This is a genomic window from Reyranella sp., assembly GCF_050185545.1.
Lineage (GTDB): Bacteria > Pseudomonadota > Alphaproteobacteria > Reyranellales > Reyranellaceae > Reyranella.
Genome location: NZ_JBFWZI010000206.1, coordinates 1 through 11,465, shown reverse-complemented (window position 1 = coordinate 11,465; position 11,465 = coordinate 1). Strand labels below are relative to the sequence as shown.

Genomic DNA, 11,465 nt, shown 5'->3' with positions numbered 1-11,465 from the left:
CGCTACCTGGACCTGCTCGGCCGCGATGTCGCTGTCGCTGGCGCCAGCATGCCGCTGATAGGCATTGGCGATCTTGGCACTGTAGGAAGCCACACGGCGCCGGGCCCATTGTAAACGCGGGGCCACCCAGTCACGCTCGACGAGGGCGCGCAACATCGCCGGGTAGCGGAGATGAGAGCGCAGAATGAGATGGTGGGATGGTCTCGATGGCGGAGTTCATCATTGATGGCGTCGGTCACCTGTCCGGACTCATTGCATCTGGCGGGGCCCGGTGTGGACGTGAACGACAGCTATCTCTGCTGCTCGTCGGCTCGTCTGCCGCGTATTGAAGACTCGACTTTCCCAGTGCTCCGTTTGGATTTCAGGATCGCGCACCCAACCGAGATTCGCTTTCGAAGTGCGCTTTTCGGCCTCTCAAAAAGGTACGCTAGATCAAAGACTTACAAGAAGCGTACTGAATCTGTGCAGTCATCAGCTTTGGAGACAATGGGCCGGAGAGAGACAAATCGGGCCCCGAGCCAGCGGAGCGTAGTCAACAGGTCTGTCGCCAAAAGCCCGCGAACGTTGGGCTTTTTCGGCCGCTCGATTCTCGACGGAGAATGTTTCGCCTAGGATCAGTGGCGGAGCGAACGAACCTGAAATCCAACGGTGTTCCGAGCGCCCCTTGTGTTAGAAAATTACCCGACGCATTTGCCCGGGGCAAGCGTCTCCTTGTTGCGAGGGGTGCACGAACACCGCAGGTTTGTGGGCGCGTCGGGGCACGGCCGTCTAGATCGACTAGACGGCGGTCTCAGCCGGGTTGGCCTTAGCTGCGCGGGTTGCTGAGGACGATGCAGGCGCCGCCGGCGGCGCGCAGGCGGGCACACAGGACATCGGCGTCAGCGCGGCTCTTCGCCGATATGCGGACGACGTAGGTCGAGGCGTCGGTCAGGCGGCCCGGTACAACCAGCGGCAGGTGGTCGCCCAGCACGGCCTCGTAACGGCGGCGCACCCGCTCGAAGCGAGCGAGCACGTCCCCTTCCGAGAAGCTGCCGGCAATCTGCACGCCCCAAGGTCCCCAGGCCGGGTCGGCGGTGTAGTCGCGGCGTGGGACGGCATGATTGACCACACCATTGGCCAACTCGACGCAGCGCGCCCCGATCAGCGTATCCACTAGCGGTGGCGGTGACGCCATCTGTGGTATCTGCCGTGCCGTCCAGGCCTCGGCCGTGTAGCCGGTAACCAGGCGGACATAGGCCTGCGTCTCGAACGGCAGGGCGGCTCGGCCGGCACGCCAGGCTGCGACCGCGGCGGGACCGGCATTGTAGGCGGCCGCGGCCAGGCCGAGATTGCCGCCGAAGGTGACGCGTAGCTCGCGCAGGTAGCTCGCCGACTCGCGCAGCGCCTGCAGAGGTTCGAAGGCGTTGGTCAGACCGCGCATCGCGGCCGTCGCGGGCATGAATTGCGCGATGCCCTGCGCCCCCATCGGGCTGACGGCCGACGGGTCGAAGCGGCTCTCCTGCCAGATCAGTCGGGCGAAGAATTCCAGCGGCAGGTCGTTGGCCGCCGCGGCCTGGGCCAACGTGCGGCAGATTGCGTCAACCGACGGCCGCGACGCTGCCGCAGGAACACCCGGCGGCTCGGCGAGCGTGGGCCGCACGGCGCAGATAAGGGCGAAGGCAATACTGGCAGCCTCGCCGCACCGGCGCGCCGCAGCGGCGACAGCTTCCACAAACCGAGTGCGAACCATTTGGTCGTCTTACCATGCCTGTCGAGCTCGCAGGCGCGAGGGAGACCGATCAATTCCTCGCTGCCTCAATGGCGGCAACGGCGCTGACCGGTGTTTCCTTCAACGCATTTACCTGCCCGTATAGCACGATCCGCTCGGAACGGACTCCAGCCGGACCGACCCACGCTCGCTACGCTGGCGGCCCGGCCCTGCGGTTCGCTCCAAGCGATAGCTCTGCCTCCTCGATCAACTGCCGCACAATCTCCGCTACCGGCTCCACCCGAGCCACCGCACCGACGGATAGTCCGGCGAACAGCGACATCGCGACGATCGCCCCCGTCGTTGTCTCTCCAACGCCGAGTGGCATGGCGCGCGACGGGATTGTGGACCTGACGAAATCCGATTCGCAGGTGCCGTCCTTCCTCAACTCCTCTTGGCCCAATACGGTGAGCGCGGTGCGGATGGCCATTGTTTGGAGCAATTGGAGGGCAGCCATTTAGCGACTTCCCTGGTTTCCTCGATCCTAGGCGCATGGCCGAGAAGTTTCCTCGATCCAGCCCCTCGCCTTCATCGCCTCGAAGAGGCGAAGTGCGCACTCAAGCAATGCTCGGTCTTCCCACGCGTTGTCGCCGCGCCGGAGTCATCCGTAGACTGCCGATTCTGTCAGCGGCGATCTGCATAGCGCCGCTTCGCCACCCTATCGTCGCCAGCTGACCTCAAGTTGTCTCGCCTCATGTGCGCGCGTCTTCCAAGATCATGGCTGCGGCCTTTTCACCGATCATGATGGAAGGCGCATTGGTGTTGCCAGCTACCACGGATGGCATGATGGAAGCATCCGCCACCCGTAGCCCCGCCACACCGTGCACGCGTAGCCTCGGATCAACCACGCTATTGCTGCCAACGCCCATGGCACAGCTGCTCGCGGGATGATGATTCGTTGTGCCCGTTTCGCGCACGAAGCGCTCCCAATCGGCATCGCTGACACAGGAAACACCGGGCATCAACTCGTCGGAGACGAAGGGCTTCAGCGCGGGCTGTTCCGCCAGCCGCCGCGCCAGCTTCGCTCCCGCCACCATGGCGCGCATGTCATATTCCGAAGCGAGGAAGCCGAAGGTGATCGCCGGTGCGGCCAGCGGATCGGGGCTTGCAAGGCGCACCGTGCCGCGCCCCTCTGGTGCCAGATGCACAGGGCCCAGCGTGAAGCCCGGAAAGGGATGCGGAATCACGCCATTCTTGGAGCGCTCGAGCGTGCTCCATTCCAGCAGATTAATCTGCAAGTCCGGCTGTTCCAGGCGTCGATCGGATCGTATGAAAACCCCTGCGCGAATGCCATTCACTGCCATGGGCCCATTGCGGAACAGGCCGTAGCGGAGGGCGGCCACAATTTTTCGCGGCCAGCTATTTTCCAAATCATTGAAGGTGACCGGCTTAGTGCAACGCCACATCAGATAGGAGCAGAAATGATCATGCAGATTGGCGCCCACCGCCGGCATGTCCCGCACTACCGGAATGCCCATCGCCCTCAAGTGCTCGCCCGGACCAAGCCCTGACAATTGCAGCAAATGCGGCGATCCATATGCACCGCCGGCGACGATCACCTCGCGCCGCGCACGGGCAAGCTTCAACCCTCTCGGGTCACGATACTCGACACCGAGAGCGCGCTTGCCTTCCATCACCACGCGCGTCGCCTGCGCATTGGTGCGGATACTCAGGTTGGCACGCCGCTTGGCCGGGGCCAGATAAGCGCGCGCCGAGCTCCAGCGCCGATTGACGCCCGTGGTTGTCTGATAGTATCCGGCGCCTTCCTGCACCTTTCCGTTGAAGTCCGGATTGCGCGGAATGCCCGCCTGTTCCGCGGCCGCGATCAACGCCTCTGTCAACTCGGAGGTGGCATCATGGTCAGAGACATTGAGCGGTCCACCCGTTCCATGAAACTCATCGGCGCCACGGGCCTGATTTTCGGCTTTCTTGAAGAAGGGCAGCACCGAATCGTAGTCCCAGCCCGTGCAACCGCCTTGGCGCCACGTGTCATAGTCACGCGGATGGCCGCGCATATAAACCATGCCGTTGATGGAGCTGGTGCCGCCTAAGGTCTTGCCGCGTGGCACGTAAAGACGCCGATTGTTCAGCTGCTTCTGCGGTTCGCTTTCAAGACGCCAATTCACCTTCGGGTCGACATAGGTCTTGGCAAAGCCGAGCGGGATATGAATCCACGGATTACGATCAGGCGGCCCCGCTTCTAACAATAGCACCGCATAGCGGCCATCTTCCGAAAGACGCGCGGCCACGGCCGCGCCGGCGGAACCCGCGCCGGAGACGATGAAATCGAAAACACCGGCTTCCTCTGCTGCGCTGCTCATGCCGCTTGCCCCCAACCGCTATTCCTCTCAATCAGCCGGCGACCGCGGCGCATCGACGCTATCGACTGCAGCCAAGCTAACCAAGGGCTTGAATAACAGAAATCTGCTGCGTGTACCGATGATTCGATCGGCATCGACGTGCGAAGCAGACCGGAAGATCACTTTTGTAATGACCGACCTGCTCGGGCCGATGCTAGCCGCCCCGGCCTTGCGCTTCGACGACATCATCGACTGTCCGCGGGACGGTACCGGATGGGCTGCAGCATCGCTTTGCTCGTCGGCTTGCGCCTCCATCCCACCTCCTGTGCCGCCGCGCCATCCCGCTGCCTCTCGATGGAAGTAGCGCCAAAGACCTCCCAGTCGCTCGCGACACTGCCCCGGCCCTCGGCGCTGGCGGGGCGCCCGACGGAACAGCAGGCCGTTGCCCTTCCCCTGGCGATCGCGGCCCAGCGGCTCTCAAGGCGGAGGAGGAATCGGTCACCAGTCCGCGCAGCCGTTCCGGCTGCGCGGCCGCGTTTCCGCTGAAACTCGAGCCGCGTCGCCCTGCGACACGAGGTGACCGTCCTGCGCCGGCAACCGTGATCGGCTGGCATCGCAAAGGCTTCCGCCTCTACTGGAAGCGGCGATCACGCCACCTGGGACGGCCTGGCATCAACCGCGACGTCCGTGACCTGATCCGTAAGATGAGCACGGCAAACCCGCTATGGGGCGCTCCCCGTATGCGCACCGGCTTGCGCCTTTTCCGTCTTCTGCTGCGCCTCGATCATCTGCTCGCCAGCTCGCCGAGGTCTTGAAAATTTCGTCCAGGACGCCGGCCTCGCCGAGAACCGCGCCGCCGCCTGCGCCATCCAGTCGGGCCTCGCCACCAACGCCAACAGTCATTTCACCTTCGGCCTCTATGAACAGGCCAGCGGGCAATTTCATCGGCATCTCAGCGAGCATGTGGCCAAGCTTCGCTTGCCCACATCGCACGCGTTGACCTAAGGTCCCGCCAAATCGTAAGCGGGGCAACAACTTGAATCCGACTCGCCGCCGCATCCTCGCGGCCTCCACCGGCGTCCTGGCGACGCCCGCCCTGTTCACCCGCGCCTCCGCGCAAGGCGGCGCTGCCTTCCCCTCCAAGCCGATCCGCATCATCGTGCCCTATCCGGCTGGCGGCCAGACCGACGGCATCGCCCGCTCGTTCGGCGACTTCCTCGCGCGCAAGTTCGGCCAGACGGTCATCGTCGAGAACAAGGGCGGCGCCGGCGGCGCCATCGGTGCCGTCGAGGTAAAGCGCGCGGCGCCCGACGGCTACACAATCCTCTGCACCATATCCTCGTCGTTGATCCAGAACCGCGTCACGGTGAAGGACCTGCCCTACGACCCGGAGAAGGACTTCACCTACCTCGCGATGACGACCAGCACCGGCGGTCCCGTCGTGGCGGCCGAAAAGACCGGCGCCAGGAACCTCGCCGAGTTCGTTGCCTACGCGAAGAAGGTCGACAAGGTGAACTGGGGCGCCTACGGCGCCGGCTCGACGCCGCATGTGCTGATCGAGAGTATGGCCAAGCAATACGGCTTCAAGGTCGAGATCGTGCAGTATCGCGGCGAGGCCGCGATGTGGGCCGACGTGACGAGCCAGCAGCTCGATGGCGCTTCGGGCAGCCCCGCCGGAGCGTCGCCGGTGATCGCCTCCGGCAAGGGCCGGATCATCGCCGTGGTGGGCGATCGCCTGTCGGCCTGGCCGGATACGCCGACGATGCAGGAGCAGGGTGCCAAGGGCGGCTTCTACGACACGCGCGCCTTCGCCGCCTTCGCCGTTCCCTCGGCGACGCCGCCCGACATCGCCAAGAAGCTCGCCGACGCGCTGTTCGAGGCCGGCACCGACCCGAAGGTGCAGCAGCTCCGCACCAACTACCTGATCAAGGGCCCGCTCAACTTCGCCGACACCAACGCCCGCTTCAAGCGCGACACCGAGGTGATGCTGGCCGTGCTGAAGGAGATCGGTCTCAAGCCCGAATAGGGCGAGCGAACCTCACCTTGTCAGGGCCGAGGGGCGTCAAGGCATTGCGCAGCAATGTACGGGAGCGTCGATAGGTGCCGCCACACCCGACGCGTCGATTCGACAGCTTGCGCATGAGCCTCAGCGCGGCATTCGGGTATGGCCTGGACCAGCACATCGAGCACCGCGCCTTCGGCGTCGACGGCACGCCACAAATGGACCAGATGGCCATCGATCTTCAGGTAGACCTCAATGCGTTGCCCAGAGAGGTCGACGCCGGACGCGAGAGGAGAGGACGTGAAGGAGATCGAGTATTTCTACGCTGCGCATTCCGCCTTCGCCTATCTCGGCTCCGCGCGCTTCATGGCGATCGCCGCGGCCTCCGGCCGGCGGATTGCGCACCGGCCAGTCGATCTCCGCCGCGTCGTGGCAGAGGCGGGTGCCGTGCCCTTTGGCCGCCGCAGCAAGGCGCATGTCGCATATTATTTCGATCGCGAGATCGAACGCTGGAGCGAGGAACGAAATGCGCCGTGGATCGGCCGGATTCCAACTCATCATACCAACGACATCACTCTTCCGAACGGCATGCTGATCGCGGGTCTTAGACTCGGCCTCGATATCGACAGGCTGGCCCACGCGCTGCTGGAGAACCACTGGCCGCACGATGCCGATCTTGCCGATCGATCGACCCTGGCTGCCATCGGCCGCGACGCCGGCTTCGATCCGGCGCCGCTGCTCGACCTCGCCCTGGCTCCCGAGGTGCAGGCAACCTATCGGGCCAATACCGAGGAGGCGATCCACCGTTCGGTCTTCGGCTCGCCGACCTACTTCGTCGACGGCGACATGTTCTACGGGCAGGATCGGTTGGAGATGGTCGAGCGCGCACTTGCCCGGCCCTATGCCGGAAAATGGCCGCGGCGCTGAAGCGCCGCGGCGGTCCCGCTCAGACCACCTTGCGCGCGATGTGCCGACGGTTCGACATGAAGGGGCGCTCCCCGCATCCACGGCGAGCTGCACGAGCCGTCTTCCGTGAACCTCACTTGCGCCGCGTGCTGTCGGTATACCTTGAGTACCACTACCGAAGCCGCACGCATCTCTTGTTCGACAAGGACTGCCCCGAGCCCCGCCGACGCTGGACCGCCCGCATTGCGCCAAGTTCTGCGTGCTGGGCGGCGCAGCCTGCAGCCACCAAGCGCAGCCGTTACACGAACGTCGCGACCTCGTCGAACGGCCTTTTGGCCAGCGCGTGCAGCGGCACCACCGCGTCGGGTGCGGGATGGCCGGCGACGACGATCATGTAGGCCTTCTCGTTCCTGGGCCTGCCCAGCAGGGTGCCGAGAAATCCCATCGGGTTGGGCGTATGGGTCAATGTCGCCAGGCCGGCGTGGTGAAGGGTCGCGAGCAGAAAGCCGCAGGCGATGCCGACCGACTCGGGTACGTAGTAGTTCTTCTTCCGCGATCCATCCGGCCAGTTTCCCCATTGCTGGGCGAACACCACGATCAGCCATGGGGCCGTCTCGAGAAACGGCTTGCGCCAGTCGGTGCCCAGAGGCTTCAGCGCGCGCAGCCATTCCTCGGTGGCCTTGCCGTCGTAGAAGGCCTTCTCCTCGACCTCGGCGGCTTCGCGGACCCGTGCCCTCACGACGGGATCGGAGACGGCGACGAAATGCCAAGGCTGGTGATTGGTGCCACTGGGTGCGTGGCGCGCCGCGTCTATCGCGGCTTCGATGATGGCACGATCGACCCGTCGGTCGCTGAACTCTCGCACGGTGCGACGACGCATGAGTTCGTCGGCAAAGGCGCGAGCGCGCGGTGTCATCTCGGCCCCGGGGACGGGAAGGAACTCGAGCGGCCGATGCGGGAAATCGTTCGACATGAAAGCCTCCGGTGCGCGATCTAGCGCGCGCCAAGGCTGGGCGAAAGCCTTTCGTTCGGCATGCGTCCAGCTTCATAGAACTGCAGGTTAACGCGCGCCGCCGTAAGAAGCGGCGCGGTCAGCCGCCTAAGCTCGATCCCAGAACCGCGTCCGCCCAACACCAGGGTCGTCCGTTCGAAGTACCTCGCTTTGTCGATGCACCAGCGTCTGGTGCAGATCGATGGCGAATGGACGGCTAAGGCTTTTCACTGCCAAACCACCCCTTTAGGCGGAAGAGCGCACTCTGCCACCAGCCGGAGTTCCTGCTATGCGAGAGAACCTGGCGACACTTCGCAACATTCTTCCTGATCCTGAATGCATGCGGATGCTCCCTGCCCAGCACTCGCTCGCAGTTTTCCAGCGCCAGACGGAAAAGCGGTAATGCCGACGACGCGTCGCCCATTGCCTGGAGGCAACCCGCCAGGTTGTTTGCACTGATGTACGTCAGGGGATGGTCGTTACCCAGAATCTGCTCGCTGCTCTCCAATGCCCGCCGGAAAAGCGGAAGCGCAGACGAGGCGTCACCCGTAGACTGGAAGTAGTCCGCCAAATTGTTCACGCTGATGAGAGTCTGAGGGTTCTCCTTGCCCAGCACGCGCTCGCGGCTCTCCAGCGCCCGCCGGAAAAGCGGAAGCGCACACGAGGCGTCGCCCTGCGCAAACAAGCATGCCGCGAGATTGTTCACAGCGTTGAGCGTATCCGGATGCTCTCTACCCAGCACCCGCTCGCTGCTCTCCAGCGCCCGGCGGTAAAGCGGCAGTGCCGTCGAAGTGTCGCCGCGTCGTTCCAGGCAACCCGCCAGATTGTTCACGCTGCCGAGCGTGTCCGGATGCTCCTTGCCCAGCACCCGCTCGCGACTCTCCAGCGCCCAGCGGTAAAGCGACAGCGCAGACGACGAGTTGCCCAGCATTTGCAGGCAACCCGCCAGACTGTTCACGCTGGCGAGCGTCCGCGGATGCTCCTTGCCCAACACCCGCTCGCTGCTCTCTAGCGCCCGACGGCAAAGCGGCAACGCAGATGACGCTTCGCCCAATGCCAGGAGGCAATCGACCAGATCGTTGACGCTTTCGAGAGCGTCCGGATGCTCCTTGCCAAGTACCCGCTCGCGGCTCTCCAGCGCCCGACGCAAAAGCGGCAGCGCCGACGACGCCTCGCCACTTCCGTAAAGGAAAACACCAGCCCGGCTGAGCAAGGCTGCCAGGCTGGCGCTGGCATGGTTCAAGGCGAACCGACCCACGACGGCCTGCTGGTGAGGGATGAGCTGCCGGCAGAGCGGCCAGGCCGATGGATCGTTGTAGGCGGGTGGGAATAACTTCTCGAGCCTGTCGAGGGCGCGGTCACGCGCATCCTCGTCCTGCCCAACCCTCTTCGCCTCGATCCGCTCCACCGCCTGAACCAGCCCGTGCAGGCGAAATCCCTCTTCCGTGACATCCAGAATCATCGAATACCGAGCCAGCTCGCTCAGGGAGTCGCGCAGCTGCAACTCGGTCTCGGCCCTCGACGTGCCTCGTGGCAACGCACTTCCGAACGCGACGGCAAGCGCCGCCACGTGGTCGACGCCATCCAGGACGTAAGCACTGGAAATAGGTGTGTCGGCAAGCCAGGCGCACAGCCGTAGCACGGCGCGCGCGTTCGGCGACAACTTCGCCACAGTGGTTTGCCAGGTAGCAATCACCGCGTCCGGGTAGTCGGTGGAGCCCAATGCCTTCCGTGCCAGCAGGTTCTCCGTCGCTTCCCGGAAAAGCCGCAGATACGCCGCGAAGGTCACGCGCGGCACCGTGGTTGCGATGAAGGCCCCAGCCTGCTCAAGAGCGAGCGGCAGGTAGCCAAGCTGCTTTGCCAGCGCCTCGCACGCGACGCGCACGGGCTCGCCTCTCCTGTAGACCTCCGGCACGACGGATACGTCTTACCACCAAGCGAATGGGGAGCATCGTGGTGAGGCAACGACATCAATCAAAGGGAACATTACCAGGTGAGGCAACACGCGTTCTCATCCAGATTGTCGCGCCACAATTCAGCCTTGTCGTTCAACTGCGCCAGAGCCAGCACCGCTTTTTCGTCCGGCTTGACCCCCGACGTTGAACGGTCGGGGAACAACCGGTCGAACAGGCGGGCGAACTCACCTTGGTAACCGCGCCGGGCGTCGACCCAGAGGATCTGCGGATAGAGCCGCCAGTAGTGGCGCGCGTACTCGTTGGCCAGGGTCGTCTTCCCGATGCCTCCCATGCCCACCAGCACCCACACTCTTCCCTGCGTCAATGCAGCGACGGGCGCCGTGTGCAATTCCTCGTGGATGCGCACGAGGTCGTGCTCGCGGCCGGTAAAGTACGGGTTCGCCTCATGAGGCAGGTGCACCAGGCGAGGCGTACGTTCAGGAACGGGCTCGATGAGCTTGTCCCGGATCGCCCTGAGCACTTTCTGCCACTGCTCCTCGCTCGCGATCATCGGATCGAGCGAGATGCCGTTCAGACCGCGCAGCGGCAGCGGTAGAGTCTCCTCGGCCCTACCCTCGGCCAACACGGGGATGACCGATGCATGGAGATAGGTCTCGTAGCGGGCCCATTCCGACTTCTGCCAGCTCGGCGTGATCAGCGGCAGCATCACCCGCGTGGCTTCGCAGGCGGCCTCGATCTCCTGGTGCCACCTGCACCCCGGCTCCAGGCGCGCCTTGTCGAACCAGACCGAGAGCCCCGCCGAGCGCAGCCGCGCGTCGAGCTTCGCGGCCCGGGCCAGGTCCGGCGATGCGTAGCTGATAAAGACATCCGGGGCGCTCACGCCGGGTTTCCCCTCGTTGACACCGGACAGGCCTCGCCACTCGTGGTCGTTGGAAAGCAACGATCATGATGGATGCACATGCGACGGCTCGCAATGTCCGGATGCGGCACGACGCGGGTACCCGCCGACCTAAACGTCGGCAGTCAGCAGTGCGTCGAGGCTCGCGATCCCCGATCGCAGGTTCGCCGGCAGTCGGCCGGACTCTTCCAAGCCCGCCAGGATATCGCGCGCCTTGCGCAGGTGGCCGCGCCGCACCTGCTTTCTCTAACCGTACTTGAGCGTGCCAAGATTGACGTGCGATCGCACAAGGTCGCACTGCCAGTCGACGTTTCTCGGGTCGCGCGCCACGAGCTTCCGAGCGATGTCGAAGCTCTGGCGGAACCTCAACAGCGCCAACACGCTAGCCCTTGCGACGCTCATCGTGCGACGTAGCGTTGTCGGGCCGCTGTTGACCTGCGCTCGACGCGCCAAAACTGGCCCATCGCGTTGGCTTGAGGCGCGCGCCGGCTGGGCAGCTATCGGGAGTAGACCGGACCAATCCCGACAGCGTTGCAACTGAAGCGAATGACCCGAAACGGACATGTCTGCAGACCCACCCCCAAGCGCTGTTCGCGTGCCTTTCGGTCGACGCATCAAGGCTGAGGCCGGGGTGTCTCTGCAACGCTCTCGGGCAGGATTGGGTAAACCACTCTGGGTTGGTCACCGGTCAGACTCTTGAGGAAG

Annotated in this window: 9 protein-coding genes and 1 pseudogene; 2 read left to right on the top strand and 8 right to left on the bottom strand. The window is 64.5% G+C overall.

Annotated elements, in window-relative coordinates:
* Positions 1-805: 805 nt before the first annotated feature.
* From AB7O82_RS32690 to AB7O82_RS32675, 4 genes are all read right to left on the bottom strand, one after another.
* On the bottom strand, positions 806-1,729 hold the full coding sequence (locus tag AB7O82_RS32690; RefSeq protein WP_428621256.1) for a lytic transglycosylase domain-containing protein: 924 nt from the start codon (positions 1,727-1,729) through the stop codon (positions 806-808).
* A gap of 169 nt (positions 1,730-1,898) precedes the next feature.
* Positions 1,899-2,204: a hypothetical protein gene (locus AB7O82_RS32685; protein ID WP_428621254.1), complete on the bottom strand. Its 306-nt coding sequence runs from the start codon at positions 2,202-2,204 to the stop codon at positions 1,899-1,901.
* 235 nt (positions 2,205-2,439) lie between these two features.
* Positions 2,440-4,068 (bottom strand): GMC family oxidoreductase, encoded by a 1,629-nt coding sequence (locus AB7O82_RS32680; protein WP_428621252.1) that lies wholly within the window; start codon positions 4,066-4,068, stop codon positions 2,440-2,442.
* A 27-nt stretch (positions 4,069-4,095) separates the two neighbouring features.
* Complete coding sequence (locus AB7O82_RS32675) at positions 4,096-4,362, bottom strand: hypothetical protein (protein ID WP_428621251.1); 267 nt, start codon at positions 4,360-4,362, stop codon at positions 4,096-4,098.
* Positions 4,363-5,083: 721 nt separating this feature from the next.
* Here AB7O82_RS32675 and AB7O82_RS32670 point away from each other — a divergent pair.
* Positions 5,084-6,073, top strand: coding sequence for a Bug family tripartite tricarboxylate transporter substrate binding protein (locus tag AB7O82_RS32670; protein ID WP_428621250.1), 990 nt, complete (start codon positions 5,084-5,086; stop codon positions 6,071-6,073).
* 103 nt (positions 6,074-6,176) lie between these two features.
* On the opposite strand, the pseudogene AB7O82_RS32665 reads toward AB7O82_RS32670, so the two are convergent.
* Positions 6,177-6,303: pseudogene (locus tag AB7O82_RS32665) on the bottom strand (DDE-type integrase/transposase/recombinase); the annotation flags it as partial.
* Positions 6,304-6,349: 46 nt separating this feature from the next.
* Between AB7O82_RS32665 and AB7O82_RS32660 the strand changes: the two are divergent.
* On the top strand, positions 6,350-6,976 hold the full coding sequence (locus AB7O82_RS32660) for a 2-hydroxychromene-2-carboxylate isomerase (RefSeq protein WP_428621248.1): 627 nt from the start codon (positions 6,350-6,352) through the stop codon (positions 6,974-6,976).
* A 277-nt stretch (positions 6,977-7,253) separates the two neighbouring features.
* On the opposite strand, the gene AB7O82_RS32655 is transcribed toward AB7O82_RS32660, so the two are convergent.
* The 3 genes from AB7O82_RS32655 to AB7O82_RS32645 form a co-directional block, all read right to left on the bottom strand.
* Complete coding sequence (locus tag AB7O82_RS32655) at positions 7,254-7,928, bottom strand: nitroreductase family protein (RefSeq protein ID WP_428621246.1); 675 nt, start codon at positions 7,926-7,928, stop codon at positions 7,254-7,256.
* Positions 7,929-8,163: 235 nt separating this feature from the next.
* Positions 8,164-9,861, bottom strand: coding sequence for a tetratricopeptide repeat protein (locus AB7O82_RS32650; protein WP_428621245.1), 1,698 nt, complete (start codon positions 9,859-9,861; stop codon positions 8,164-8,166).
* Between the two features lie 71 nt (positions 9,862-9,932).
* On the bottom strand, positions 9,933-10,742 hold the full coding sequence (locus AB7O82_RS32645) for a TIR domain-containing protein (protein WP_428621244.1): 810 nt from the start codon (positions 10,740-10,742) through the stop codon (positions 9,933-9,935).
* Positions 10,743-11,465: the final 723 nt, after the last annotated feature.